At 68.1% G+C, this 26,180-nt stretch carries 23 protein-coding genes; 10 read left to right on the top strand and 13 right to left on the bottom strand.

Annotated elements, in window-relative coordinates:
- Positions 1-43 precede the first annotated feature (43 nt).
- The 6 genes from IPK85_25920 to IPK85_25895 all read right to left on the bottom strand — a co-directional run bounded on the left by IPK85_25920 (position 44) and on the right by IPK85_25895 (position 8,877).
- Positions 44-2,506, bottom strand: coding sequence for an SMC family ATPase (locus tag IPK85_25920; protein MBK8250803.1), 2,463 nt, complete (start codon positions 2,504-2,506; stop codon positions 44-46).
- The gene (locus IPK85_25915) at positions 2,503-3,696 is read right to left on the bottom strand and encodes a metallophosphoesterase (GenBank protein ID MBK8250802.1); all 1,194 of its coding nucleotides are present in this window, start codon (positions 3,694-3,696) and stop codon (positions 2,503-2,505) included. The genes IPK85_25920 and IPK85_25915 overlap by 4 nt, the downstream gene beginning before the upstream one ends.
- Before the next feature lie 17 nt (positions 3,697-3,713).
- Positions 3,714-4,529, bottom strand: a complete 816-nt coding sequence (locus IPK85_25910; GenBank protein MBK8250801.1) for a hypothetical protein — start codon at positions 4,527-4,529, stop codon at positions 3,714-3,716.
- Positions 4,529-6,535 carry an ATP-binding protein gene (locus IPK85_25905; GenBank protein ID MBK8250800.1) on the bottom strand — a complete coding sequence of 669 codons (2,007 nt, stop codon included), beginning with the start codon at positions 6,533-6,535 and terminating at the stop codon, positions 4,529-4,531. The genes IPK85_25910 and IPK85_25905 overlap by 1 nt, the downstream gene beginning before the upstream one ends.
- Positions 6,536-6,623: 88 nt before the next feature.
- On the bottom strand, positions 6,624-7,547 hold the full coding sequence (locus tag IPK85_25900) for a hypothetical protein (protein ID MBK8250799.1): 924 nt from the start codon (positions 7,545-7,547) through the stop codon (positions 6,624-6,626).
- A 124-nt stretch (positions 7,548-7,671) separates the two neighbouring features.
- Positions 7,672-8,877, bottom strand: coding sequence for a pyridoxal phosphate-dependent aminotransferase (locus IPK85_25895; protein MBK8250798.1), 1,206 nt, complete (start codon positions 8,875-8,877; stop codon positions 7,672-7,674).
- Between the two features lie 125 nt (positions 8,878-9,002).
- Between IPK85_25895 and IPK85_25890 the strand changes: the two genes are divergently transcribed.
- On the top strand, positions 9,003-10,838 hold the full coding sequence (locus tag IPK85_25890; protein MBK8250797.1) for a DbpA RNA binding domain-containing protein: 1,836 nt from the start codon (positions 9,003-9,005) through the stop codon (positions 10,836-10,838).
- Between the two features lie 93 nt (positions 10,839-10,931).
- Positions 10,932-11,540, top strand: a complete 609-nt coding sequence (locus IPK85_25885) for a thymidine kinase (protein ID MBK8250796.1) — start codon at positions 10,932-10,934, stop codon at positions 11,538-11,540.
- A 100-nt stretch (positions 11,541-11,640) separates the two neighbouring features.
- Here IPK85_25885 and IPK85_25880 read toward each other — a convergent pair whose 3' ends face one another.
- The 6 genes from IPK85_25880 to IPK85_25855 all read right to left on the bottom strand — a co-directional run bounded on the left by IPK85_25880 (position 11,641) and on the right by IPK85_25855 (position 15,959).
- Positions 11,641-11,916, bottom strand: coding sequence for a hypothetical protein (locus IPK85_25880; protein MBK8250795.1), 276 nt, complete (start codon positions 11,914-11,916; stop codon positions 11,641-11,643).
- 105 nt (positions 11,917-12,021) lie between these two features.
- Complete coding sequence (locus IPK85_25875; GenBank protein ID MBK8250794.1) at positions 12,022-12,297, bottom strand: hypothetical protein; 276 nt, start codon at positions 12,295-12,297, stop codon at positions 12,022-12,024.
- A 201-nt stretch (positions 12,298-12,498) separates the two neighbouring features.
- On the bottom strand, positions 12,499-13,701 hold the full coding sequence (locus IPK85_25870; GenBank protein ID MBK8250793.1) for a hypothetical protein: 1,203 nt from the start codon (positions 13,699-13,701) through the stop codon (positions 12,499-12,501).
- Between the two features lie 82 nt (positions 13,702-13,783).
- Positions 13,784-14,947, bottom strand: a complete 1,164-nt coding sequence (locus tag IPK85_25865; GenBank protein ID MBK8250792.1) for a hypothetical protein — start codon at positions 14,945-14,947, stop codon at positions 13,784-13,786.
- An 11-nt stretch (positions 14,948-14,958) separates the two neighbouring features.
- Positions 14,959-15,357: a prepilin-type N-terminal cleavage/methylation domain-containing protein gene (locus IPK85_25860; protein MBK8250791.1), complete on the bottom strand. Its 399-nt coding sequence runs from the start codon at positions 15,355-15,357 to the stop codon at positions 14,959-14,961.
- Positions 15,357-15,959 carry a prepilin-type N-terminal cleavage/methylation domain-containing protein gene (locus IPK85_25855; protein ID MBK8250790.1) on the bottom strand — a complete coding sequence of 201 codons (603 nt, stop codon included), beginning with the start codon at positions 15,957-15,959 and terminating at the stop codon, positions 15,357-15,359. Before IPK85_25855 ends, IPK85_25860 begins: the two co-directional genes overlap by 1 nt.
- A gap of 229 nt (positions 15,960-16,188) precedes the next feature.
- On the opposite strand from IPK85_25855, the gene IPK85_25850 reads away from it, so the two are divergent.
- The 3 genes from IPK85_25850 (at position 16,189) to gcvH (ending at position 18,184) form a co-directional block, all read left to right on the top strand.
- Positions 16,189-16,983, top strand: coding sequence for a helix-turn-helix domain-containing protein (locus tag IPK85_25850; GenBank protein MBK8250789.1), 795 nt, complete (start codon positions 16,189-16,191; stop codon positions 16,981-16,983).
- Positions 16,984-17,086: 103 nt separating this feature from the next.
- A complete protein-coding gene (locus tag IPK85_25845) occupies positions 17,087-17,698 on the top strand; it encodes a dephospho-CoA kinase (protein ID MBK8250788.1) in 612 nt (203 codons plus the stop codon).
- Between the two features lie 102 nt (positions 17,699-17,800).
- Complete coding sequence (gene gcvH, locus IPK85_25840; GenBank protein MBK8250787.1) at positions 17,801-18,184, top strand: glycine cleavage system protein GcvH; 384 nt, start codon at positions 17,801-17,803, stop codon at positions 18,182-18,184.
- A gap of 202 nt (positions 18,185-18,386) precedes the next feature.
- Here the strand turns inward: gcvH and gcvP are convergent, their stop codons facing one another.
- On the bottom strand, positions 18,387-21,236 hold the full coding sequence (gene gcvP / locus IPK85_25835) for an aminomethyl-transferring glycine dehydrogenase (protein MBK8250786.1): 2,850 nt from the start codon (positions 21,234-21,236) through the stop codon (positions 18,387-18,389).
- A 138-nt stretch (positions 21,237-21,374) separates the two neighbouring features.
- Here gcvP and IPK85_25830 point away from each other — a divergent pair, with 138 nt between their 5' ends.
- From IPK85_25830 to IPK85_25810, 5 genes are read left to right on the top strand one after another with little or no spacing between them, the layout of a single operon-like run.
- Positions 21,375-22,145 carry a lipoate--protein ligase family protein gene (locus tag IPK85_25830; GenBank protein MBK8250785.1) on the top strand — a complete coding sequence of 257 codons (771 nt, stop codon included), beginning with the start codon at positions 21,375-21,377 and terminating at the stop codon, positions 22,143-22,145.
- Positions 22,146-22,157: 12 nt separating this feature from the next.
- Positions 22,158-23,129 (top strand): ABC transporter permease, encoded by a 972-nt coding sequence (locus IPK85_25825; GenBank protein ID MBK8250784.1) that lies wholly within the window; start codon positions 22,158-22,160, stop codon positions 23,127-23,129.
- Positions 23,122-24,030: an ABC transporter permease gene (locus tag IPK85_25820; protein ID MBK8250783.1), complete on the top strand. Its 909-nt coding sequence runs from the start codon at positions 23,122-23,124 to the stop codon at positions 24,028-24,030. The genes IPK85_25825 and IPK85_25820 overlap by 8 nt, the downstream gene beginning before the upstream one ends.
- A complete protein-coding gene (locus IPK85_25815; protein ID MBK8250782.1) occupies positions 24,027-25,040 on the top strand; it encodes an ABC transporter ATP-binding protein in 1,014 nt (337 codons plus the stop codon). Before IPK85_25820 ends, IPK85_25815 begins: the two co-directional genes overlap by 4 nt.
- A complete protein-coding gene (locus tag IPK85_25810) occupies positions 25,037-26,107 on the top strand; it encodes an ABC transporter ATP-binding protein (protein ID MBK8250781.1) in 1,071 nt (356 codons plus the stop codon). Before IPK85_25815 ends, IPK85_25810 begins: the two co-directional genes overlap by 4 nt.
- Positions 26,108-26,180 lie beyond the last annotated feature (73 nt).

Below are 26,180 nucleotides of genomic sequence, written 5' to 3'. Positions count from 1 at the left end.
GGGTGCGGACCGCTGATGGCCCGTGTGGTTCCGGACGGCGGGGTCACGATCCGGTCCCCGCCAGGGCGGCCCCGCGGAACAGCCCTTCGTCCGGCAACGGATCGGTGGCGTCCTGCACGAGGGAGCTCCCGGTCTTGACGTCGTACGACAACCGCAAGATTCGCTGGTCTCCCGCGCCGTCGCTGATCGACTCGATGTGCGACATCAGGATGACTTGCTCAAACTGGTCCTGCAGGCGCCGCAGCAGTCCTATCACATTGAGCTGCCGAGGCTGGTCGAGGGACCCGAAGATCTCATCCAGCACGAGGAGCGACAGCCGCTGGCCGCTGCGCTCGGCGATCATCTGGGAGATGGCCAGGCGCAGCGCGAGGTTGGTCAGGTCCTCTTCGCCACCCGAGATGACCGGCTTGGGACTCCCATCTTCCGACACGACCACGTTGTAGTCGTCATCCATCGCCAGGTCCGAGTACCGGTGGTCGGTCAGTTCCGCGAGAAACTCGCCGGCCAGCTGCGCCAACTCCGGACGCAACGCGTGATTGAGGTCGGTCCGCAGGTCGGTATACGCCCGGTCGAGCTGTTCGTGCAACTTGCGATCGCGCAACAGCGCGGCCTCCAACTCTTGCGCACGCCGCAACTCTCGCATGGCGACCGTCGCCCCGTCCACCGCGCGGCGGGCCGCCTTCAGTTCGGTGACCGCACTCGCGCGCCGCACCTCGGCTTCCTGGAGCGCCTGGGCCGCGGCCTCCTGCGCCTGACGAGCCGCCACAAAGTCCTGCTCGGAGAATCGCATGATGTCGCGTTCGGTATGCAGGTGCGCCAGCCGCTCCTGCAGGTCGTGGCCGCGTCGGCGGACCTCCTCGCGGGCCGTGAGCAGCTCGGGCTCGCGCTCCAGCTGCGTCGAGAGCCGGGTGGCCCGCTCGTTGAGTGGCGCCAGCCGATCGATTTCCGCGCGCAACTCCACGTGCCGGGCGGGGTCGTACCCCTGGGGGATGCCGGCGAGTTCCTGCTGCATGGCGGCCAGGCGTTGGGCTTTGGCCTCGATCTCCCGGTCCAGGGCGAGCACTTCCTGCGCGTCGCCGCGAGCGGTCGCGAGCTGGCCCTCGAGGTCACCCAGCAGGCGCTGCATCTCGCGCCGATCCTCCTCCAGGTGCGCCACCTCCGCGGGCATGGCCTCGAGCTGGGTGAGGCGCGTCCCGTAGTACCGTCCATCCACCGTGATCGTGTCCAGCTGTTCGTCCACCTGGTCGAGCACGGTCCGGAAGTTCTCCCCCAACACGCGCGTGCAGGTCGGGCAGGCCCCGTCCTCGCCCAACTCCACGATGCGGTCGCGTTGTTTCTTGAGTTCGGTATACTGCGCGCGCAGCGCGTCCCGCTTGGTCTCTGCCTCCTGGCGGTCGCGGACCCAGTCGGTGCGCTGTTGCTCCAGCCGTGCGACCAGTTCCTCGAACCGCGCGCGCTCCTCGACCAGTCGTGCCATGAGCGTGGCCTCGCGCTCACGCGCATCGGCCACCTGGTGTCGACGGGCCGTGCGTTCCGCGACTTCCTCGGAGAGCACGCGCACCCCGTCCGTCAGCGCCTGCCGCCGTCCTTCCGCCCGGTTGAGCTCTTCCAGTCGGTTGTATTCGGCCGCGAACGACGCCATCGGGGCCAGCTCAAGGCTGAGTCGCTCGAGGTCGCCGCGGGCGTGTGCCGTGCTGTCGAGGTCCCGGTCGATGCGCTCCTGGTCGGCGAGGAGTGCCGTGAGCTGCGTCTCGATGACGCGCAGCTCCGCCGTGACCTCCAGGAAACGGTCGCGCGTGGCCTGGGCCGCGGCCCACCCCGGGGTGAGTTCCTCGACCCGTCGCGACGTGGTCACCCATCCCGCCTCGGCATCGGCGGCCAGCCGCTCTGCCTCCACCTGCCGCAGGCCGGATTCGTTCAGCCCGCGCGTCACCAGCTCCGGGTCCGGCATCCCGCCACGGAGTCCGATCAGCTCGGACTGCACCATGCGCTTGCGTTCGCGCACGTTCTCCTGTGCCACCCGCAGGCGCTCGTAGCCGAGCACGCGCGAGAGGAACTGGGACCGTTCCGACGGTCCCATGGAGGACATGACGTTCAGTTCCTTTTGGCCAGTGAAGTACGTGTGGAAGAACTCGGTGCGTGTCATCCCGAGCTTCCGGACCAGCTGGTCATTCACCGTGCTGATCGAGTTGGCGATCGGTGTCGCGTCGCCATCCTGGAACAGCTCGGCGCTGTTCAGCCCGCGCACCACTCGATAGCGGTGCCCGCCCAGCTCGAAGTCCAGCTCCACGCGAACCGGGGCGCGCGGCCCGGCACGCACAAAACGGATCGAGTCGCGCGTGCCTCTGGCCGCCGCTTGTCCGTACAGCGCCCAGGCAATCGCCTCGAGGATCGTGCTCTTCCCCGTGCCGTTGTCGCCCAGCACAAAGGTCAGCCCGGTGTCGAACACGAGGACCGACTCCGCATGCTGGCGGAAGTTGGTCATGGCGAGGCGATTGAGCCTCATCCCTCGAGCTCCACGGGTGGGGCCCCGGGCGATCCCTCGCGCGCCTCGGCCTCGGACAGGTAGCGCAGCCCGAGGTCCACGAGCGCCTCGCGGTCGATGTCCGGCTCGAGCGGGATGGCCCGCAGCCGATCGCGCACCAGCTCCTGGAGCGAGGGCCGCCGGCTCCCCCCGCCACTCAGGGGGAGCGAGCGGAGGGACTCCGGACGTCGCGTGTCCAGCTGGTACTGCAGCGCGGCGTGTCGCAGCTCGCGCAGCTGCTTGTGGTCCAGGTCGCGCGCCACGTGGGCGGCGATGTTGTTCACCACTTGTCTCACGATCTTCCCGTCGACCCCGCCACGCACCTTGCCCACGTGTTGGCGGATCAGCGCGTCGATCTCGCTCGCCGTGCGCCCGCGCGCATCGATCGGGGGGAGGTCATACAGCTCGCGCGACGGCTCGATCTTGTGGATCGTGCGCTTGCGCGTGTCGAGGTCGAACTCGATCAGGCACTTCCCCTTGATGGACTTGTCCTCCTCGCGCTTCTCTCCCCAGATGTTGGAGCCCGTGTACTCCATCGCCCCCGAGTAGTACGCATTGGGCGCGAGCTGGAAGAACGAGTGCCGGTGCCCAAACGCGCAGTAGCTCCAGTCCTCGTAGCGGATGTCCTCCGGCGCGATGTTCACCGCCGCCGGCTCCTGGTACCCCACGTCCGGAAAGGCCCCGGGCATGTTGAGGTGCCCGACCAGCACGTTGTACCGCGCCGCCGGATCCGCGTCGAACGATGGCTTGTGTCCCGGGACATCGGGAATCGCCAGGACGCTCAGCCCGAATTCAGGAAAGGCCAGACGTCGCGTTTCGGTGTCGACGACATGCACGCCTAACGGGATGAACAGGCGGAGGATGCACCCGGTCTCGACGGCCCGCGGACTGTCGTGGTTGCCCGCCACAATCACGACCACCGTCTCCGGCAAGGCGTGGCGGAGCCGGGACAGCTGGTGGAAGGCATGCAGGATCGCCGGATTCGGCGGCCGCACGCTGTGGAACACGTCCCCGGCAATGGCCACCATGTCGGGGGCGAGGGCGATGACCTTGTCCACCACCCGCGTGAAGACCCCCGCGACATCCGCCTCCCGCTGGTTCATCCCGGCAGGGGTCTGTCGCTGGAATTGTCGGATCCCGAGGTGCAGGTCGGAAAGGTGGACCAGGCGCATGCCGGAAAGATGGCCGCCTACATCACCCGCATCCACTGCGTAATGCGCACGCGGAGGCGTTGGGACGCCGCACCATCACTCGTGACCAGGGACTGCAAGGTCACCGCACTCCGGGCGTCGGCGATCCATCCCCGGCGAAGGTCGATCAGGATCTTCCCGGTGACGTCGCCCGCCGTCTGGACGAATCCCCCCTTCACCCCGGCCATGGGACCCGATCGGACCAGGCGTCCCCGCACCGAGAGATAGGCGTAGTCTCCAGCCAGTGAGTCAAATCGGAAGGTGGCGTTGAGCATGGCCACTGATTTGCCGTCCGGCAGGGTCGCCATGGGCAGGGAAATGGCTCGAATCCATGACGCCCCAGGCACCATCGGTTCCGTGGGCAGGGTGGCCGGAAGCTGCGAGAGCAGTCCGCTCACTCCGGCGTCCGCCATGTTGACGTCGGTCGCGAGCGCCGTCCCCCCATCCGGGGCAATCCGGAAGCGGAAGCGTTGTCCCTGCAACGCACGCGCGGCCCGCAACGTGGGTGATGCCTCAAGCGAACCCGTGGCCGTCACTCGCACGCTGTCCGCATGGGCCAGGGCCGTGGCTCCCGCCGCGTCCGTAGCCTCCACGATGATACGCGCGAGCAGCGTAAGCGACGCCACGTCCCCCGGGCGCGCATTCAGGTCGGTCGGACCGACCCCACGAGTGCTCTCGATGGTCTGGTCCAGGCGCACCCGCAAGGTGTCGCCGGCGTGCGGGCGGAGGACGAGACGGGTCCCGGTCCCTCCGTCCTGTGCGGACAACCGGATGGCGACCAGGCCCAAGAGGAGCAACCGACGGGTTGGGTGCATCAGGCGCCGTAGGGGTCGTCAACCGGCGTGGGCCGGAGCGGCGTGCGCGAGGGGACCGCTGCGACGTCACGCGGCACGATCTTGCGGCCGAACTGCTCCAGGAAAAACGCCTTCACCTGCTTGGGACGCGTTCGGACGGTCGCATCGCGCGCGCGGAGCACCTCGGCCTCGTCGTACAGCGCGAAGACCTGCTCGATGGACGCCATGGTGATGGATGCGTCGAGCTTGCGGAGCGTGCGCAGGATCCCCTCGGCAAACGGGACCTCGGGAGCCGGCGGAAAACGGCGTGCGCCCTCGCGGCCAGTCAACGTGGCCGGGCGGGGGAACTTCACGAAGATCGGTTGGGCGAAGTGCGGATGACGAACCATCAACTGCCCCTTCTCCAGGGTGGCCAGCTTGAGCTTGATCGCTGGGCTCAGCACCGCATACCCCGGAGTCGCGAGTTCGTCCCCATCCATCCGCCCGTACACGGCGGTCCCGGAGTTCCCTACCACGCGACGGTGCACCTGTGAGCGGAACTGCTGGGCGCTAAACAGGACGAGTCCGAGGTAGCGTCCCCGTTCGGCGATGTCGAGCAACATCTTGCGTACGTAGGTCTCATGCCCGTCACCCGGGGCATACTTGTTCAGCTCGTCCACAAACACCACGACGTGATCGACGCCCAGACTGCGGCGCTCGAGATGCTCGCGCAACTTGGTCACCACCCGCGCAAAGACGAGGTCCTGCGCGTCGTCCTCGAGGTTGGCCACGTCCACGACATACACCCCGCGGTCCTCGAAACCCCCGAACGGCAGGTCGCTCGACGCCCCATCGTTCGTCACCAGCCCCTGGCAACGCGTCGCGATGTTGGTGAGCCGGTTGCGCACCTTGCGGATCGTCGCAATGTGGTGCGTGCGCCAGGACTCGTTGTTGCGCGACTCCATCGCCCCAATGACATCCTTGAACCAGCGGTCCAGCTCCGAGAAACTCTGCACCGCGTATTGCTGGCTGCCCAGGAGGTCATCGGAGAAGCGCATCCCCACCACACGCTGCGCGATGAAGTCGATGAGCGCGTCGGCCTTGGCGTCGACGTCGTCCTTGTTGAGCAGGACCTCGGCATACTGCAGGACCTCGTTGAGGCCCCACGTCAGCGGCCAGACATTGTCCTGCAGGGCGTCATTTGACCGCAGGGTATTCAGCGCCGCCCCCGACGTGGTGTAGGGCGCGAAGTACCGCACGTTCTGGAATGGCGCCGCCGGCACGCCGAGCCGGTCGTACATCGCCCGGTCGTCGTCGCCCAGCTCGGCCGCCTGGTCCAGGAAGCACAGGTCCGGCCCCTTCACGTTGAAGCACACCGCCGCCACGCTCCCCTTCGCCGCCGGGAAGTGCGCAAAGATCGACGACAGGAGCCACTCCACGGCCGACGTCTTGGTGGCCAACCCCGAGACGCCCGTGATGTTCAGGTGCGCCGCCTCGGGCCCGAGCAGGAAGTCGGCATCCAGGTAGATCGGCGACTCCATCCCGCCACCGCGGTACACGCCGATCGGGATCCCGGTGTTCGACCCCGCCTGCAGGTAGGTGTCCATTCGCAGCGCAACCTGCACATCCGCATCATCCGCCAGGTACACCGCGCCCATCGGCACTGGCTGCAGCGGCTCATCCGGGAGCTGGCGCAGCACCGCGGCGGTATACAGCCGGATCTCGGTGCGCTGGGTGTGCGCGGTGGACGCCCGCTCCGGGTCGCCGTCGTAGCCGAGCACGTCGTGCAGCGGCGAGATCAGGTCGCTGTAGCTCTCCCCTTCGTTCACCACCCCAAACACGCGGGTGATCGCGCCATTCGCCGCCGCCCGCCCTTCCACGCGCACGATCGTCCCGATCCCGACCGGGGAGTCGAGGGCCGTCCAGAAATGGAACTGGTGGGGCGTGTTCGGGCGCTTCTCGGTGGCCACCACGCGGCCGAGCGGGCGCGGAGGGGTTGGCGTATCGGGCAACAAGGGGCGGGTGGAGAGCGGCGAGGGAACGATCACGGCGGCGCGAGGAAAGCTACAGCCCTCGCCCCACCCCACGCTGCCCGGACCTATCCCATCACCGCGCGCAGGTACTCCTCGCAGCTCCTCACCCCATACGCCATCGTGTCCCAGCGGCCATCCGGGAGCGCGAGTGGCGCGCGCTCCGCCAGGACCCACTGAGAACGCTCGTCGGCCACGGCGGAGCCGCCCGCCTCAAACGACCAGCGGGGCACCTCGACGCGCACGAGCCCCCAGAAGGGCCCGTGCCCGGTCGTCGGCCGGAGGCGCAGGTACCAGCTCGCAACCGGCGGCCGGTGACGGCTCTCGATCGCGAACGCCGTGGTGCGCTCGCCCTCGCCCAGGGACAGGACCGTTTCCAGGGCCGCCCCGAGACGTACATCGTCTGGTGGCTCTTGATCACCCCCACGACCTGATCGGAGCCGACGACGGCATCCGCGGGTGGCAGCGGGCCGTCCACATAGAGGGGTCCCCGCGCCGAGGCGCAATACCGTTCCGCGAGAGCACGTTCGAGCGCCTCGCGGTCCTGCTTTACCGCATTAGTTGCGTCCTGCATCGCGCGGAGTGGATGCCCCCCATCGTCGGTGGACACCTCGCGAGCCTCGGGCCCGAATTCCTCGACGAGGGCGCGCACCCGGCGCGGGAGTCGAGCCCACGGGGCATACAGCGCCTCGCGTCGAGACGGCGCGTCCCACGTGCGGAGGGACGAACCCTCGCGCTCGCGCACGACGGCCGCCACGCGACCGAGCACCACAGGGACGGTACCGATCCAGGCCACCTCGCGGCTCTCCTGGATCCCGTCGAGAAAGGCGCGCACCGTGGGACCCGCCGGATTGGGCACGGCGATCGCACGCAATGCCCCACCCTCGATCACGTTGGCACTGGCCATCTCGGGCCGCTCAACACGCCCCAGGGCGACCTCGAGGGAGGCGCCACCCGATTGGGCACGACGCAGGTCCGGGATCTGTGACGCCAGCGCGCCTAACGCGCGTTCGATGTCGACCGGGAGCATGGTCAGTCCCGTCCCACCGTGCCCACCGTTGGGCCCGAGTGAATTCGCCGGCGAAAGGCCGTCGCTCCGTCGCGTTGGCCCGGTGAGGTTCCCCGGCGAACGCCGGGGCCTAGCGTCGTCCCTGTCACCGCCCTGTCAGCTCGCGATACAGCCGGATAATGCGGGAGACCCCCTCCACGACGACCTCCTGCGGGGCCGCGTACGACGCGCGGACCCACTCCGGCGTCTTGAAGGCGGCACCTGGAACGACGGCCACGCCATGCTCCTCCAGCACGCGCTTCGCGAAGGTCGAGCCAGCATCGGCGTCACCAGGACAGGCCGCTGACACGTCAAAGTAGAAGTAGAACGCGCCGGCCGGTCGGACGAGGGGGAGATGCGGGGCCGTGGCAAAGACCTGCAACGCCGCGTCGCGGCGCTTACGGTATTGGGCCACCATCGCGGCGATGGCGGCCTCGCTTTCTGCACGGCGGGTGAGTGCGGCAACGGCCCCATGTTGGGCCATCGACGCCATGTGAAAGGTCGCGTGAGACTGGAAGGCCGTCATCGCTTTGGTGACATCCAGCGGCGCAATCGACCAACCCACGCGCCACCCCGTCATCGCGTAGGCCTTCGCCACGCCGTCCACCACCACGAGGTTCTCACGGGATGGCGCGACCTGCAGCGCGCTCGCCGCCACCCCTTCGTAGCAGATCCTCCGGTAGATCTCGTCGGAGATCACCCACCACCCGCGCTCGTGCGCCAGGGCGAGCAACGCACGCAGCTCGTCCGGCGAGTACACGGCCCCGGTCGGGTTGCACGGCGAGTTCAGCATGAGCCCACGGGTGCGGGGCGTGGCCGCACGCACCAGGTCGTCCACCGTCACCTTGAGGTCGCGCGTCCGGTCCCCGTACACCGGCACCGGGGTCGCCCGCGCCAGCTGCACGATCTCGTAGTACGAGGTCCAGGACGGCGTCGGGACGAGGATCTCATCGCCCGGACCAAACAGCACGAAGCAGGCATTGAAGATCGACTGCTTCGACCCGTTGGAGATCACCACCTCTCGCGCCGTGACATCCGCGCCCACCGCACCGTAGTCCCTGATGGTCGCCGCCACCGCCTCGCGCAGCGGCAGGATCCCCTCGGTGGCCGTGTAGCGCGTTGCCCCGGCGTGCATCGCCTCGGCTGCCGCGTCGCGGATGAACTGCGGCGTATCGAAATCCGGCTCGCCCGCCCCCAGGTCAATGATCGCGCGCCCCTCCGCCTTGAGGGCGCGTGCCCGCGCCGACACCGCGATCGTCGCGGATTCGCGCAACAGGGCAATGTTCTCGGACGGTCGAAAGGGGAAAGACATGCCGGGAGGGCGAGAGTGTGAAAGGAAGCAAAGTTGGAGGATCACCCCGCCCTCCGCTATACTTCGCCCTGCGGAGCGCCCCGACGTCCGGGACGCTCCCTCTTTTTTTGACAAGCGAGGCTATTGTGGAGCAGGACCTTCGGGATGAGGGCGCAGCGCGCGCCCGGCACGTCGTGCACGTGCTCCCCTTTGATGATGTGCGATTACAGGACGTGGTGCGCACCCTGGTGGAGCGCTATGCCACGGAAGAAGATGCGGAGCCCATCACGGAGCTCAAGCTGCTGGTGCTCGTCCCGACTGCGGCAGAGGCCGCACACCTCGCGGCGACAGTGAACGAAGGCCTCGACCCGTCCAGCCCACTCCTCGTGCCCGTGACCGACGCCCTCCGCGGCGCCCGGCGACTGGAAGCGAGTGCCGTGGCGGCCATCACCACCCCGGACCTGGCGCAGGCACTGGTCCGCAAGTCACTCCTCAAGCTCGACACGCTGGCCACCGTGGCCTGCCTCGAACTCGACGTGCTCATCGCCCAGATGTCCTCCGCCCTGGAGGGTGTCATGGGCGAACTGCCCAAGGGGACGGAATCCGTCGCCAGCACGGGCGTCATCACGGCAGCCGTCACCGAATACCTGGATCGGCATGCCCGCAAGGCTCGACAGATGACCTACGACCTCGCGTCACCGTCCGACGCGATCGTCGAATACGTCGTCGTGGATGTCGCGCAGCGCACCCGCGCCTTGTCGCACCTCCTCAGCACCCTGGACCCGGCCCATGCAACGTTGGTCGCTGCGGAGACCGATGCAGAAGCCGCTTGTGCCTCGCTGGCGCAACTCGGGTACGGTCCGGATGACGCGCTCGTGTCGTTCTCGGAGGGCGAGTGCCCGAAGGGCGAACCACTTGTGGTCCTCTATACGGCCCCGGCGGATCCTGGTGACCTCGCTGAGCTGGTGGCGCTTGAGCCCCAGCGCGTGGTGGCGTTGGTCGCCCCGGAAGAAGCCGCCGCGTTCCGGCGCGTCTTCGGCAAGGGCGCGCGACCGGCAACCCTGCCTGGCGCCGTCAGCGTTGCGATTGGTGCGTCCGCCGACCAGGTCGCTGGCGTCCGCACGGAACTCGCCGCGGGTGGGTTGCACCACCACCTCGTGACCCTATCCCCTCTCTTTGCCGAATTCGACGCCGCCGAAGTCGCTGCTGCTTTGCTGCGCATGGCGGAACGCACGGCGATCCCGGCCGCGACCCCAGTGATGTCGATGGCCCCGTCGGCCGAGTCGGCTCGCCCACGTCGCACGGCCACCACCGGAGCGGCGCCCGCGGCGGCGCCGGCCCGTGCCCCGTCTGCACCGACGGGCGCGTTCACCTCGCTGTTCATCACCGTTGGCGAGAAGGACGGGGCCCGGAAGGGTGATCTCGTGGGTGCCATCAGCAACGAGGCCGGGATCAGCTCCGAGCTGCTCGGCAAGATCAACATGCGGGACACCTTCACCGTGGTCGAGGTGGATTCCAGCGTCGCCGCGCGCGTCATCGAGACGCTGAACGGCAAGACGATCCGTGGCCGTGTGGTTGCGGTGCGCGAAGATCGTGGCAGCGAGCGCCCGGATGGCGGTGGCGATCGGCCCCGTCGGTCCTCGTTTGGAAGCGGTGCGGGTGCCCGCGGTGGCGCAGGATCCCGCGGTGGGGCCGGTGCACGTGGCGGCGCCACGCGAGGTGGCGATCGTCCGCGTCGCTCCTTCCGTGACGATGGACCCCGTGCCGGCGGCAGCTCGGGCGGGTTTGGCGGAGCCCGTGGCGGCCGCCCGACCCGCGACGGCGATCGTCCGCGTCGCCCCTCTCGCGATGACGTGGGTGGACCGCGCACATTCCGGGATGGTGATCGCAATCGTGCCCCACGGGCCATGGACGAGTCCCGCGAGTGGAAAGAACGCGGGGAACGGCTCAAGCATACCCGTCGTCCGCGCCGGGATGACTAGCGAAGGACAGCAACTCGGCGACCGAGCCCTGCTGGCATCGACGTTGGGCCCCGGAGATCTCCGGGGCCCAGCCTCGTTTCGGAGCCTGGCATCATGACTTCCCTGCAGTTGACCGGCGGGTGGATCGAGGTCATCGCCGGCGTGATGTTCAGCGGCAAGTCTGAGGAACTGATGCGCCGCGTGCGCCGCGCGATCATCGCCCGCAAGCGGGTGCAGGTCTTCAAGTCGCACCTGGATGATCGCTACGCCGGGCTCTTTGCCGTGAGCAGCCATGACGGCCGCTCAGTGGACGCCATTCCGGTGGACTCCTCGGCCCAGGTCGCCGCGCGGATCGACCCTACGGCGCACGTGATCGCCATCGACGAGGCGCAGTTCCTCGACGAGGGCGTCTGCGACCTCGTCACCACCCTCGCCTCCCGCGGGAGGCGTGTGATCCTGGCCGGGACTGACACGGACTTCCGTGGGGAGCCGTTCGGCCCCATGGCCCGCTTGATGGCCATCGCCGAACTGGTCGACAAGCTGCACGCCATTTGTGTGTTGTGTGGTGCACCGGCCTGCCGCAACCAGCGACTCATCGACGGGGAGCCCGCCGCGTGGGACTCCCCGGTGATCATGGTGGGGGGCACGGAGGCGTACGAAGCGCGCTGTCGCGCCTGCCACATCGTGCGCCGCAAGGACGAGAGTCAGGGTCGGCTGTTCTAACCCGGTCGCCAACGAACGAGTGCGGTGCCCGGCACGTCCGGACACCGCACTCGTTTCGGTTCAAGGGTCAGGCCAATCGCCTGCCCCGGCGAGCCGGGTCCTACGGCGACGACTGCAGCCGGCGATAGAACTGCGCGACGCCGATCTGGTTGAAGACGGCAGGATCGATCTCGTAGAACTCGTTGTCGACGTACCGCCCGGTCAGCGGGAAATACGGCGGGGAGTCCACGTCCAGGCACGCATCCTTGACGCGATTCTCGGCGAAGCCCGTGTTGGACCCGGCGAACGTCGCCGTGAGGCCGCGGAGGATGACGCCACCGGATTGGAGATGCAGCCGCCGGACGTGACGACGGTGTACCCAGCCACCGGGGTGCACTGGCGTCCGGCGTTGGGGCCGGCGGTGTAGGCCTCCACGCCGAAGGTGGCGGAGGTGTTGGACAGCCCGGAGAGGGTGACCGCGTGCAGGAAGAAGTCCTGATTGTCATCCAGGAACCGCGTGTTGGCCGCTCCGGTGCCGTCCAGGACGCGGCCGGTTCAGATTGCCGTCGATGATATCAGATGTTGCCCTGGTAATGATCCCGAGCAGGTTTTGGCAGATGGGCAACGACGCCGGATTCGTGACGTACGTGAGGTCGTCGATGAACTTGCCGGTTCCCGAGATGTAGAGGGTGGCGCGCCCGCGGAAGGCGCCCGACAGGTAAATGTCCCCATTCACGTAGATGACACCCTTCGAGTTGAGGTTCTGCGTCCGGTGCATCGGCCAGAGGTACGGCTCCTCGATCGCCCTGGCGTCGCGGTGGCGCCAGTGAAGAAGGTCCCTGCGAACCCACCCCGGCCATGCGCCACGACCCGGTCAGGGTGACGGCGCTGAAGGTGGTGTCCGTGCCGCCGCGTCGATGCTCCGGAGTCCCACGTGCCCCGAAGGCCGCGGGCCGCGCGCCCCGGCGCTCGACGGGCATCAGGCGCGGATCACCGGCCGGATAGCAGACGAAGTCGCCGGCGAGGCCAGGGTTTGAGCAGAACGCGGCGATGGTGGCCGCCGTCCGGCCCCGGACCTAGTCCCGCCGCCGCCCGCGACGCAAACCGCGCGACCCCGGGCGCTGCCGCCGCGGTCCCGAGCGTGTCCACGATCCACTTGTACCGGACATCGAGGGTGTCGAGGGCGATCACTGGCAGCGCGCCACCGTGGGGTCGTGCGCCCATCGGGAAGAAGACACCGCACTGATTCAGCAGGGCGCTCTTGGATACGCTGTTCGCACCAGCCAGGTAGGTATCCACCGGGCAGTGATTGAGTACGTTGAGGACGCTGTGCGCCCCCAAGCACGGGGGCGACCTGCTGTCGTGTTCCCGGTCCAGATCTGTGGGTCGCGTGGTGTCTCGGTCGAGTCGAACACGCGGAAATAGCCCTCGGCCGGGCCGGTGAGGGCGCTATCGCCATCCAGGTCCACCGCCGACGAACTCCATGCGCGAGCTGCCACCGCCCCGCCCACCGCGTTCCGGGGAGAAACGAGAGGTTCGCGGACGACGCATACCCCGGCATGAACGACAGCTTGGCCACGGACGGGAAGTTGATCCGCGGGACACCGTTGAGCTTGGCGGACTGGTATTGCCCGGTGCCCGTGACGTTCCCCACGGCACTCACCGTGTCGGTGTGGATCACGCCAGGTGCGGAACTGCAGTTCTTCCAGTCCTGGTTGGAGTGCGCGCGACCACGCAGGATTTCCCCGGTCGCGTAGCAGGCGGAGGTCGCCCACGAGTCGACGAACATGGCGTACCGCGCGAAGTTCTCGGCCTGCAGCTCCAGGCGCCGCACGTGCCGTGCGCCACCATTATCGTATGCCACCGCTACCAGCTCAACGAAGCGGCCGTACTGCCCGGAACTCTGGCCGCCGACGCCGGCATAGAGGTCCACCTTGACCTTGGGGACCGCCTGTCCCAGAGCATCGGTGACCGTCTGACCGTTCATGAGCTGCACGTAGAGCGAGTCCGGCAGGGTGAAGGTCGTGTCGACGGTGATCCGCGACTCCCCCACCGCCAAGGCCCACTCGGCCGCATACCGGTAGTCGCGCTCGCGATCATAGAGCTTGGAGAGCATCTGCGTGCTCGCGCCCATGTAGATCGACGAGATCGCCAGTCCGCCGAGGGCGAGCGTGAAGATCATCGTCAACATCAACGCGGAGCCGCGGCGCGGGCGGCGGCGGCGGCTGGCGGGCGTCAGGTCCTGGACGGGTCATGGTTCTCTCCTAGTGCGTCACTGGTGCACTGCCAAGAATCGACGAATTCGCCGGGGAACAGTCCTGCGCCGCCACCCCGTATTCGAACGTCTGCCCGGCGATGATGTCGAAGTCGTCCCAGAGGTAGGGTCCACCGGACTTGCCCACGACCGCAACGGGCTCGTCCCACGGGGTTCCCACCAACCGGCGGAAGATGGCATAGCGTTCGACATCCTTCTCGCCGCTCGTCTCGTCGTTCGACTTTGCGAAGGTGATCTGGACCCGCTCCGTGGCCCCTGTCACCAGGTCCAGCACGATCGTCGCCGTCGGCGTCCCCGGATTCAGCGGGATGTCGCCGCACGAGTTGCGCTGGGACAACCCGATATTCGGCATGTTGGTCTGGGTGGTGACGTTGCGCTCCCAGGTCTTGCTCTTGTTCTGCAGGTCGTAGCCCTGGAACACCCCACGCACACTCATCGTGACGGTGCGAATGGAGTCGGCCAGTCCGCTGGTCGAGTTCCAGTAGATGGGCAGGCTCCCGGTCGTCACCGAGTCGATCGATCCATTGGCCTTCACCCGCTTGTACTGGAACATCGCCTGTCCCGCGGGCACCTTGATCCCGCGCGCGACCACCTGCACCGGCCCATCGTTCACCCGCCGGAAGATCACGTAGTGGTCGCTCGCACCGGCCGTGGAGTCGACGGTGGCCCAGTACGAAATCGTCTCCGCCATGCTCATCATGCCGGCATTGTCTCGGTAGACATAGTCGGGATACGTCGGCCCTCCCAACGGAAGCCCGACCATGTTTGTGCTCGGCAGCGCCGTCGTCAGGTTCGCCGGCACGTTCGGGTCGTAGTACACGGCGTTCATGTCCACCGTGTCATGGGCCACCAGGTTGCTGTTGAACGTCACGGCGAAGGCCGCCGCCTGCACGATCTTGGGCTGGTTCCGTGGAATCCCGAGCGCAGGCTGCATCGGCGTCACCGCGATCCCGATGTTGCGCAGTTCGCGGTCGACCATGTTCTGGGCGAACCGCGCCGTCTGCTGCGCGTCCGACCGGCCAAGGTCCTGCTGCAACTGGCGCATCTGCAGGGTGAAGAACGGCACGGCAGCCGAGAACACGGCAATCGTGAGGGTGATGGACAGCAGGAGTTCAGCCAGCGTGAACCCCGAGCGTCGACGTCGTCGGTCCATGAGTATCTCTCCTAGAAGCGCGGCACCGCGCTGGTCTTCTTCACCGGCACGGCCATCGTCGGCCTCGTCACCGAGACGGTGACGGTCTTGTAGTCAATCGTGGACGACAGCGTCCGCAGGATCGTCGTCGTCCGGGTGTACGAGACGTTCACCCCACCCGTGTTCACCGTGACCGTGTGGGTTCCCGCCAGCGTGTCCATGGACGTGTAGTTGCGCTCGGCCTTCACCCGCTCCAGACGGTCCGTCGCAATGTCGAGCGCCGTGTTCTGCGTCATCGCCTTGGCATTCGTGTTCGCAAAGCGACGACCGTACTCGGCCATGCCGATCAAGGCGGTCCCGAGAATCGTGAGCGCGACCATCACCTCAAGCAGCGACAGTCCGGCGCGCGGGGATCGTGAAATCGTTCGCATCAGTTGGTCCTCTTCCAGGCGGAGCCATCATACCGGAACGCTTCGGTGCGACCCGACGCCATCGTCACGCGCACCAGTCGGAAGTCCGTCGCCGTGCCCCGACTCGAGGTGAGGTACGCATCGATGTCAGTGCTCGTCGCGCCGTCACGGAGGAACTGGATCGCGGGCAATCCGCGAATCGTGCACAGATTCGGACCGGTGACCGCCTGGGACACCGGCGATCCGTACGCGGCAGGTGGCAGGTAGAACTTCGCCCCATCCTCCAGGGGCCGCGTCGTCAACCGCTCGCCACTGTCGTAGCTGCAGTCGTTGTCCGTGTCTTCCACGATCTCCATCACGCCGGCGGCCATGTTGAACGCGACGACGACGTTCGTCTGGCGCATGATCGCGTTGCGCTGGGCCCCTTGCAGAATGCTACGAACCGTGCGCATCGCCGCGTCCGCCCGATACTTCTCGTAGTTCAGCCGTGGCACCGCCATCCCGGCAATCAGCCCGACCATGATCAGCACCACGGTCAGCTCCAGCAGGGTGAAACCACGCCGCGGCCGAACAGCCAGGCGGCGCTCCCCGCGCTCCAGTTGGTGTTGTCGTGTGATCTGCATGCCTTCTCTCTTTGCGGAGACCGTGCCAGCCGTGCGCTCCTCGGACGAAATGACCGAGCAGTGCTCTCGCGTACGACTACTGACGCCCGGTCATACCACAGGTTACGCCTCCGCGAAGGGAGTGCCGTTACGCCGCCGCCCCCTGTCGTTCCGCGTCATGGCCCCGCTCGGCTGGTGACGTCCAGTGGTTTTCGCCCGTCCGTGAGTCACCCGACAACTCCACGGCCGCATGGGCCTCATCGCCGCCCTCATCCCCAACCCTGCCCGACTTTTCCGGCTGCGCTCCGCGATTCGCGGGCGGCACGCCGTGGAGCCGTGCGCGTCATGGGACGAGGTGCTCCGCCTGTGCGAGACTCGTCCGGTCCACGTGGCCATCGTCGACCTCTTCCACGGCGGCGCCATGAACCTCGACCCGGTGCGCCAGCTCAAGCGGCGGTTCCCGCGAATGGCGACTGTGGCTTACGTGGATATCTCCGCCGAGCGGGGTCGCGATCTGTTCGACGCCGGTCGGTCCGGGGTGGACGCCCTGATCGTGGGGAATGTCGACGACGACGCCGTGAACATTGCCGCCACGATCGAGCATGCCGAGGCTCGTGGGGTGGCCGGCGTGCTCCGCACCATGCTGGAAGGGCTCCGTCCAACCGCGCGCGACGCCCTGCTCCTGGCCGTGACGCGCGCTCACGAACATCTCACGCCGGACGACCTGGCCCGCCGCCTTTCGCTCAGCCGGCGGGTCCTGGCCAAACACCTGGAACAGGGCGGACTCCCGTCACCGCAACGGCTCATCACCTGGGCCCGGCTCCTCGTCGCGGCTCACCTGCTCGAGGACGCCGAACGCTCGGCCGACAACATTGCCCTGGCGCTGCACTTTCCGTCGGGGAGTTCGTTCCGGAACACCTGCCAGCGGTACCTGTGCGCCACCCCATCCGAGATCCGCAAGAACGGCGGCGCGGCGTGGGTGCTCACGCGCATGCAGGCCGACGACTCGCGCGACGAGAACGACGCGGAGAGCGACGCCGCTTAGCCTGGCGGGTTTCGCGAAGGCTGTCGTGCGGCTTGATTGAGGCGCGATCCCCTGCAGGGTGTCGCCCATCCCCGACTTCGTGTCCCCGCAACCTGCGTCACCCGTGCCCCGCGCTCCCGTCATTGGGTTGACCGGCAGCATCGCGAGCGGAAAGTCGACGGTGAGCTCCCTGCTCCGGGAGTTGGGGGCGACCATCATCGACGCGGACCAGCTGGCCCGGGACGCGGTGGCCCCGGGCACCTCCGCACTGGCGGCCATCCAGGCGCGATGGGGTCCGTCCGTCATCGCCGCCGACCACACTCTGGACCGCGCCGCCCTCCGTCGCATCGTCTTCGCGGATCCGGGGGAACGGCGCGCACTGGAAGCCATCGTACACCCGGACGTCGAGGCGCTGCGTGCCGCCGCCGTCGCGCGGGCGCAGGCTGCCGGGGCACCGGTGATCGTGTGCGACATCCCGCTCCTCTTCGAGAAGCAGCTCGATCACGAGTTCGATGCCGTGGTGTTCGTCGAAGCCCATGACGAGACCAGACGGGCCCGGATCGTCGAAAAGCGGGGGCTGTCCGTCGGTGAGGCGGATGCGATGATGGCCACCCAACTTCCCAACGAAGGAAAGCGTCGACGGGCGACGTGGGTCATCGAGAACAACGGATCCCTCGACGCCCTGCGCGAGCAGGTCTTCGCGCTGTGGCCTACGCTGCGCGGCCTCGCCGGGTGAGCCTCTCGCGGGTCAGGTCGGGGCGAGTTGGCGCTCGACTCCTCTTTCCCGTCGGTCCGCACGGCCCTAGACTACCCGCGCGACCTTCTCCCGACCGATCCCGTGGCCAATATCCCGAACGACCTCAAGTACACCGCCGATCACGAGTACCTCAAGGCGACCGACGCCGCCGACGTCTTCTTTGTCGGCATCACTGACTACGCCCAGGACCAGCTGGGTGACATCGTCTTCGTCGAGCTGCCCAAGGTGGGCGCCACCTTCAACGCCCACGACACCTTCGGAACGATCGAGGCGGTGAAGGCGGTGTCGGAGCTGTTCTCGCCCGTCTCCGGCGAAGTCGTCGAGATCAACAGCGCGCTGGACGGCGACCCCTCCTCGGTCAACCGGGACCCGTACGGGGCCGGCTGGATGATCAAGATGAAGGTGACCGGCGGCATGGAAGGGCTGATGGACGCCGCGGCGTATAAGGCGACAATCGGGGGATAGCGCGGACGGACTGCCACTACGAAGTACGAGCAGCACGAGCAGTACGCGGAGCACGAGCGGCACGCGCGGCGACATCAGGCTGAGCGTGCTTCTCCCCTACGGCCGGACGCGTGCCCCCCGTGCCGCTCGTACTGCCCGTGCCGCTCGTGCCTCGCTGTGGCCGTTTTTGCGGCCACTTTGCGCGCTTCGGCCATCGCCGCCCCTACGTGTATGCCTCGATGGGCGGGCAAGAGCACACCACGTTCCGGTCCCCGTACGCATTGTCCACGCGTGAGACCGCCGGCCAGAACTTCCGGTCGCGCGTCCACGGGGCCGGGAACGCCGCCCGTTCGCGCGAGTAGGCGCGATTCCACGCATCGGAGATCACGACCTCCTGCGTGTGCGGGGCGTGCTTGAGCGGGTTGTCCTGCTTGTCGAGCACACCGGCCGCGATCTCGTCCATCTCGGCGCGGATCGCAATCAACGCATCGCAGAACCGGTCCAGCTCGGCCTTCGACTCTGACTCTGTCGGTTCGATCATCAGCGTCCCGGCCACAGGGAACGAGACGGTCGGCGCATGGAAGCCGTAGTCCATCAAGCGCTTGGCGATGTCCTCGACCTCGACCCCCGTGGCGGCCTTGAGCGGGCGCGGGTCGACGATGCACTCATGGGCCACACGTCCATTGCGTCCCGTGTACAGCGTCGGGAACGCGTCCTTGAGGCGATGGGCGACGTAGTTCGCATTGAGGATGGCGAGCTTGGTCGCAAGGGCGAGCCCCTCACCGCCCATCATCTTGATGTAGACCCACGAGATCGGCAGGATCGACGCCGAGCCCCACGGGGCGGCGGAGACCGCGCCTAACGTGGAGCGACCGTCCTGCGCGACCACGGGATGGCCCGGCAGGTGCGGCGCGAGGTGCGCGGCCACGCCGATCGGCCCCATCCCCGGGCCACCGCCACCGTGCGGGATGCAGAACGTCTTGTGCAGGTTCAGGTGGCAGACGTCGGCCCCGATGTCCCCCGGGCGCGCCACCCCCACCATCGCGTTCATGTTCGCACCATCCATGTAGACCTGCCCGCCATGCGAATGCACGATCTCGCAGACGGTGCGAATCCCCTCCTCGAACACGCCATGCGTCGAGGGATACGTGACCATCAGCGCCGCGAGGTTCTTCGAGTGTTCGGCGGCACGCGCCTTCAGGTCGTCGAGGTCGATTTCCCCGTTGGCCGTGCTCTTCACCACGACGACCTTCATGCTCGCCATCGCCGCGCTGGCCGGGTTGGTCCCGTGCGCGGACGCCGGGATCAAGCAGACATCGCGATGCGCGTCGCCACGCACCTCGTGATACTTCCGGATCACCAGCAGCCCGGCATATTCGCCCTGCGAGCCCGCGTTCGGCTGCAGCGACACCGCCGCGAAGCCGGTGATCTCCGCGAGGTCGGCCTCCAGCGTGCGAAACATCTCCGCGTAGCCGCCGATCTGCGCGGCCGGTGCAAACGGATGCATGCGACCGTGCGAGGCCCACGTCACCGGAAACATCTCGGCGGTCGCGTTGAGCTTCATGGTGCAGGAGCCGAGCGCGATCATCGAGTGGCACAGCGACAGGTCGCGCGACTCCAACTTGCGGATGTAGCGCAACATCTCGTGCTCGGCATGGTAGCGCGAGAAAACGGGATGCGTCAGGAACGCACTCGTCCGCGCGAAGCGCTCGTCGTAGCGATCATCCACGGACAGTCCGTCCGCGGTTCCACCAAGGACAGACAACAGGTCCGCGACGTCCGCCGCGGTCGTGGTTTCGTCGAGCGCCATGCTCACGGAGGTGGCGTCGAGCACCCTGATGTTCATCCCCTTCGCCAATGCCGCGTCAGACACCGCCTGGGCGGTCCGGCCCTTCAGGTCAACGCGGACCGTGTCGAAGAACTCGTGCGGTACCGTGTGCCCCGCACGCGTGGCCCCGGCGGCGAGCAGCGACGCCAACCGATGCACGCGCTTCGCGATCCGGGTCAGCCCCTGGGGGCCGTGCCAGGCGGCATACATCCCCGCGATGACCGCGAGCAGCACCTGCGCCGTGCAGATGTTGCTGGTCGCCTTCTCGCGACGGATATGCTGCTCGCGTGTACCCAGGGCCATGCGCAACGCCATGCGGCCCTGCGCGTCGCGCGAAACCCCGATCAGCCGCCCGGGCATCAGGCGCTTGAACTCGTCCTTCGTGGCGAAAAATGCGGCGTGTGGGCCGCCAAATCCCATCGGGACGCCGAACCGCTGCGAGTTACCCACGGCCACGTCCGCCCCCCACTCACCAGGGGGCGTGAGGAGCGTGAGCGCCAGCAGGTCCGTACAGGCGATCACCAGCGCGTCTGCGGCATGGGCACGCGCCGCCGCGTCGCGATAGTCGTGAATCCCGCCGTCCGTGGCGGGATACTGCACCACCACCGCAAACACATCGGGGCCGATCGACGCGGTGCGCACATCTGTCACGACGACCTGCACCCCCGACGCCCAGGCCCGGGTCTGGATGATGTCGATCGTCTGCGGGTGCACCGCGGCGTCCACAACGATCGTCTCCTTCCCTTCCTTCCCCTTCACCCCGTATGCCAGGTGCATCGCCTCGGCGGCCGCCGTTCCCTCGTCGAGCATGGACGCGTTCGCGATCTCCATCCCCGTCAGGTCAATCACCATCGTCTGGTAATTGAGCAGCGCCTCGAGGCGCCCCTGGGCAATCTCCGCCTGGTAGGGCGTGTACGCCGTGTACCAGCCCGGGTTTTCGAGGATGTTCCGCTGGATCACCGGCGGAACCAGGGTGTCGTGGTACCCCATCCCGATGTATGACCGATACGTCTGGTTCCGGTCCGCCATCCCTCGCAGCTCGTCGAGGACATCGTGTTCCGTGCGCGCGGGGCCCGTGTTCAGGGTGCGGCGGAACCGGATCCCCTCCGGTACGACGTCGTCAATGAAGGCGTCGAGCGAGGCATAGCCGAGGGCGCCCAACATGGCATCCACCTCGTCCATCGAGGGGCCAAGGTGCCGTCGGACAAAGGTGTCGGACTCGGTGAGGTAGTGGCGCAGTGACATCGCGGGATCGTGGGATGAATGCGGCGGGTGGCGAATCGTGGGAAAGCTACCGCGTGCGGCACGTGGTGTCGAAGCCCTCACGTTGGCCTGGATGCGGACTCCCGGTCTGGAACGTGATCACCGCGCTATGATTCCCCGGTGTCCTGGGACCTCCTTGTCACCCCGCCACTGCCTGGCGCCATCAACATGGCGATTGACGAGGCGCTCCTGGCGCGGGCTCGCGAAACGCACCGGCGGACGATCCGGGTCTATTCCTGGACGCGACCGACCATTTCCCTTGGGCGCCACCAGACCGCGCAGGGGATCTGGGACCTGGCACGGTGCGAGGCGCGCGGCGTCGACGTGGTCCGTCGGCTGACCGGGGGACGCGCCATCCTGCACCACCGGGAACTCACGTACGCTGTCGCCGCGCCGGTGCGGGAGGACGTCGGCCTGCGCGACGACTACCGCGCCATTGCAGCGCTCCTCGCGCGCAGCCTGGCGCTCCTGGGCATCGGCGCCACGACGGCCATTCCCCAGTCACGCATGCCGATCCCGGCCGCCGCGCCCTGTTTTGAATTGCCAGCCCGCGACGAACTCGTGGTCGATGGGCGCAAGTTGGTGGCTTCTGCGCAGCTTCGCGAAGAGGGCGCCTTCCTTCAGCACGGTTCCCTGCTGAACCACGATGACCAGGGCTGGCTTGGCGAACTCGCCACGATCCCCATGCCGACCACCCCAGCTGCCACCGTGCATGCCCTCCTCGGGCGCGACCTGTCCGCGGTCGAGTGGTCGGAGGCGATCGCCGCCGCCGTGCCCGAGGTCTGGCAGGAGGTCATAGTGCCGGTGCACGTTGACGCATGCGTCCCCCCCGACATTCTGGACCCGCTGGTTGCGCGCTATCGCGACCCGCGGTGGACGTGGCGACGCTAGGACGGGGCTAACGTGGGACACTTCCTCCTGCGACGCCTCTTGATGGGGCTGGCCACGATGTTCGTGGTCGCCACCGCCACCTTCGTCCTCCTGCACGCCGCACCGGGAGAGCCATTCGCCGACCAGCTTGAGGACCCGCGGTTCACGCCGGAACAACGCGCCCTGCGTCGCGCGCAAGCCGGGCTCGATGCCCCCGTGCCGGTCCAGTACATCCGCTACCTCGGCGCGCTGGCCAAGGGCGACCTCGGCGATTCGTTCGCCAAGCGGCGCCCGGTTCGCACCCTGCTCGCCGAACGCCTGCCGCGCACCATGCTGGTGATGGGGACCGCCCTCATCGTCGGCTTCGGGTTGGGAATCCTCCTCGGGGCCTGGCAGGCGGCGCATGTGAGCTCGACGGGCGACCGCTGGGCCGAACGAATCACCGTGGCGTTAGGCGCGGTCCCCGACTTCTGGATCGCGTACGCCCTGCTCCTTCTGTTCGGGCTTGAGCTTCGCGCGTTCCCGGTTAGCGGGATGACCACGCCAGTGGAGCATGACTTCATGTCCCTGGGCGAGCGCGTGCGCGACATCGGCCACCACCTCGTGCTGCCGGTGACTTCACTCGCGCTGTTGATCCTCTCCCTGGTGGCCCGGCACCAGCGGGCGGCCCTGCTCGACATCCTTCCGGAGGACTTCGTGCGGACCGCCCGGGCGAAGGGGGTCCCACCGGCCATCGTCGTCCGCCGCCATGCCCTCCGCGCCGCGCTGCTCCCGACCATCACCTTGTTCGGCCTCTCGCTGCCCGCGCTCGTTGGGGGGGCCGTGCTGGTGGAGTCAGTGTTCAGCTGGCCAGGGATGGGGCAACTCGCCGTCGAGGCCATTGCCGCGCGCGACTATCCGGTGGTGCTGGGCGTGACCCTGGTGGCCAGTGGCATGGTGGTCCTGGGTGGCATCCTGGCGGACCTCCTGATGCAACGCGCTGATCCGCGCACCCGGCATGGCTGAGACCCCCGCCAGCACCCTGGCCATCGACAGCCTCCCCGTGTCGCGCGTGCCGGCGCCGCGCGCCTCGTGGGGACGCGCCATCCTCGCGGATCGCGCGGGCCGCATCGCGGTCGCGTTCCTCGTCCTGCTGGCGCTCGCGGCCCTCGGGGCCCCATACATCACCTCCTACGGACCGGGCGAGATCCTGGATGCAGTCGCCCTCAAAGACCGGCCGCCGTCGAGTGCGCATTGGTTCGGCACCGACCCCAGCTCTCGCGACGTCTTCAGCCGGATGTTGTACGGCGCCCGAGTTTCCCTCCGCATCGCCGTGATGGCGGCAACCTTGGCGGCAACGATCGGGCTGGCCTGGGGAACCGTCGCCGCCATGTCCCGCCCCCTCATCGACGGGGCGTTGATGCGCACGGTCGACGCATTCCTGTCCATCCCACGACTGCTGCTCGTGCTCACCGTAGTCGCCCTCTGGCCCAGCGTGAGCCCGGGCGCCTTGATCATCGTGCTCGGGTGCACCGGGTGGTTCGGGATCGCGCGCCTCGCACGCACCGAGGCCCTGGCAATCCGGAGTCGCGAGTTCACGGCGGCTGCCGTTGCCCTCGGGGTGTCATGGCCTGCGCTGGTCGCACGACATGTCCTCCCGCACGTCCTGGGGCCGGTCATCGTCGCGACGACGATAGCCGTCGGACAGGTGGTGGTCATCGAGGCGGGGCTCTTCTTCCTCGGCGTCGTGCCAAGGGCCGAGGCAAGCTGGGGCAGCATCATTTTCGACGGGCGTGAAGCGCCGGTCGCCCGCTGGTGGCTGACCCTGATCCCGGGCCTCTTCCTCATCGCGATCTCTTTGGCGGTGAATACCATCGCCGGCCGCTTGCGGAGCGCGATCAACCCGCGCCAGCTTCACCGCCGATGACCACCCCTGATTCCGCGCGCGCCCTCCTCAGCGTGGAGAACCTCCGCACCTGGTTCCACACGCGCGACGGCGTCGCCCGCGCGGTGGACGGCGTGTCGTTCGACGTCTCCCCTGGCGAGACGTTGTGCGTCGTCGGCGAATCGGGGAGCGGAAAGTCGGTGACCGCGCTGTCGCTGCTCCGCCTGATTGACCCGCCGGGACGCATCGAGGCCGGCTCGCGCATCGTCTTCGAGGGGCGCGACCTGATGACCGCCAGCGAGGAGGAGGTCCGCCGCCTCCGTGGCAACCGCATCGCCATGGTGTTCCAGGAGCCGATGTCCGCACTCAACCCGGTCTTCACGGTCGGTGACCAGGTGGCCGAGGTCGCGCGCATCCATGACGGCGCGAGTCGCCGGGCCGCGTGGGACCGCGCCGTGGAGATGTTGTCCCTGGTTGGTATTCCCGATCCCGCCCAGCGGGCGCGGCAGTACCCCCACGAAATGTCCGGTGGGATGCGCCAGCGCGTCCTGATCGCGATGGCGCTGGTGATGAACCCCGCCGTGCTGATCGCGGACGAACCGACCACCGCCCTCGACGTCACCATCCAGGCCCAGATCCTCGAGCTGCTGGCCTCGGTGCAACAGCGCTTCGGCACGGCCATCATCCTCATCACGCACGACCTCGGCGTGGTCGCCGAAGCCGCGGACCGCGTGCTCGTCATGTACGGGGGGCAGGTGGTGGAGCGCGCCGCGGTGCGCGAGCTGTTCGCGCGCCCGCAGCATCCGTACACGCAGGGGTTGTTGCGAGCCATGCCGCGCGTAGGCCAGGGACGTGATCGACTCCTCACGATTCCCGGCACGGTGCCGTCACCAACGGCGTGGCCGTCCGGCTGCCGCTTCCGGGACCGATGCGCGCTCGCCTTCGATCGCTGCGCCACCGAGGCTCCCGAGCTCGCCGGACCAACGGTGGCGCACGCCACGCGCTGCCACGTGGCCGGCACGCCGCTCCCGGCGGCTGGAGTCCCGGCATGACCGCTCCCTTGCTGAGTGTGCGCAACCTCGCTGTCCACTTCCCGGTCCGCTCCGGATTGTTTGGCCGAGTGACAGGAGCCGTGCGGGCGGTGGACGGCGTGTCGTTCGACATCCATCCCGGGGAGACGTTAGGCATCGTCGGGGAGTCGGGATGCGGCAAGACCACCATGGGCCGCGCGATCCTGCGCCTGGTCGAGCCAACCGCCGGGTCGATCCACTTCGACGGGGTCGACTTTCGGGCGCTCAAGGGCAAGGCCCTGCGGGCGATGCGCCGGCACCTGCAGATCATCTTCCAGGATCCGTTCTCGTCGCTCAACCCGCGCCTCACGGTCGGGACGACCATCAAGGAAGGGTTGCTCGTTCATCGCATCGCCGAGGGCGCCGCCGCCGACCAGCGTGTGGCGCAGCTCCTCGATGAGGTCGGCCTGCAAGCCGCCTACGCCTCGCGGTACCCGCACGAGTTCTCGGGCGGCCAGCGGCAGCGCGTTGGCATTGCCCGGGCTCTCGCCGTCGAGCCGCGACTCATCGTCTGCGACGAGCCGGTGTCGGCGCTCGACGTCTCGGTGCAGGCCCAGGTGATCAACCTGCTGCAGGACCTACAGAAGCGGCGTGGCCTGGCCTACCTGTTCATTGCGCACGACCTCTCCGTCGTCGAACACATGGCCAATCGCGTTGGGGTGATGTACCTCGGCCGGTTCATGGAAATTGCGCAAGCGGATGCGTTGTATCGTGAGCCGCTGATGCCGTACACCCAGGCGTTGCTCTCGGCGATCCCGGTGCCCGATCCCGAGCGCAAGCGCAACCGCATTGTCCTCGCCGGCGACCCACCCTCACCGGCCAACCCGCCGGCTGGGTGCGTCTTTCATCCGCGCTGTCATCACCCGGCCCGGGATGCCGCCTGCGCGTCCATCGTGCCGCCGCTGGAAGAAAAGGCACCGGCACACTGGACGGCCTGCCTCAAGCAGCCGCCGACGGTGGTGCCGTGGCCCGAACAGCAACGGGCCGGTGCCACGCACGAACCGGTGCGCCACGTGCCTTCCGAATCCCTGCATCCCTCTGGTAGCTGACCCAACTGCGGCAACGAACACGACGCGCCCAGCGCCGCGTTCCCTCCCTTCCCCTCCTCGCTTCACGCCCCGT

The sequence above is a fragment of the Gemmatimonadota bacterium genome (assembly GCA_016712265.1).
In the GTDB taxonomy this organism is placed as follows: Bacteria; Gemmatimonadota; Gemmatimonadetes; order Gemmatimonadales; family Gemmatimonadaceae; genus RBC101.
The sequence above is the reverse complement of the archived record's forward strand: the minus strand, read 5'-3'. Positions and strand labels throughout refer to the sequence as shown.

Excerpts from the sequence above, each read along its gene's own strand:
- IPK85_25920 (MBK8250803.1), bottom strand. The coding sequence starts at position 2,506 with ATGAGGCTCAATCGCCTCGCCATGACCAACTTCCGCCAGCATGCGGAG.
- IPK85_25915 (MBK8250802.1), bottom strand. The coding sequence starts at position 3,696 with ATGCGCCTGGTCCACCTTTCCGACCTGCACCTCGGGATCCGACAATTC.
- IPK85_25910 (MBK8250801.1), bottom strand. The coding sequence starts at position 4,529 with ATGCACCCAACCCGTCGGTTGCTCCTCTTGGGCCTGGTCGCCATCCGG.
- IPK85_25900 (MBK8250799.1), bottom strand. The coding sequence starts at position 7,547 with ATGCTCCCGGTCGACATCGAACGCGCGTTAGGCGCGCTGGCGTCACAG.
- IPK85_25895 (MBK8250798.1), bottom strand. The coding sequence starts at position 8,877 with ATGTCTTTCCCCTTTCGACCGTCCGAGAACATTGCCCTGTTGCGCGAA.
- IPK85_25885 (MBK8250796.1), top strand. The coding sequence starts at position 10,932 with ATGACTTCCCTGCAGTTGACCGGCGGGTGGATCGAGGTCATCGCCGGC.
- IPK85_25875 (MBK8250794.1), bottom strand. The coding sequence starts at position 12,297 with ATGCACCGGACGCAGAACCTCAACTCGAAGGGTGTCATCTACGTGAAT.
- IPK85_25870 (MBK8250793.1), bottom strand. The coding sequence starts at position 13,701 with ATGATCTTCACGCTCGCCCTCGGCGGACTGGCGATCTCGTCGATCTAC.
- IPK85_25865 (MBK8250792.1), bottom strand. The coding sequence starts at position 14,947 with ATGGACCGACGACGTCGACGCTCGGGGTTCACGCTGGCTGAACTCCTG.
- IPK85_25860 (MBK8250791.1), bottom strand. The coding sequence starts at position 15,357 with ATGCGAACGATTTCACGATCCCCGCGCGCCGGACTGTCGCTGCTTGAG.
- IPK85_25855 (MBK8250790.1), bottom strand. The coding sequence starts at position 15,959 with ATGCAGATCACACGACAACACCAACTGGAGCGCGGGGAGCGCCGCCTG.
- IPK85_25850 (MBK8250789.1), top strand. The coding sequence starts at position 16,189 with ATGGGCCTCATCGCCGCCCTCATCCCCAACCCTGCCCGACTTTTCCGG.
- gcvP (MBK8250786.1), bottom strand. The coding sequence starts at position 21,236 with ATGTCACTGCGCCACTACCTCACCGAGTCCGACACCTTTGTCCGACGG.
- IPK85_25820 (MBK8250783.1), top strand. The coding sequence starts at position 23,122 with ATGGCTGAGACCCCCGCCAGCACCCTGGCCATCGACAGCCTCCCCGTG.
- IPK85_25815 (MBK8250782.1), top strand. The coding sequence starts at position 24,027 with ATGACCACCCCTGATTCCGCGCGCGCCCTCCTCAGCGTGGAGAACCTC.
- IPK85_25810 (MBK8250781.1), top strand. The coding sequence starts at position 25,037 with ATGACCGCTCCCTTGCTGAGTGTGCGCAACCTCGCTGTCCACTTCCCG.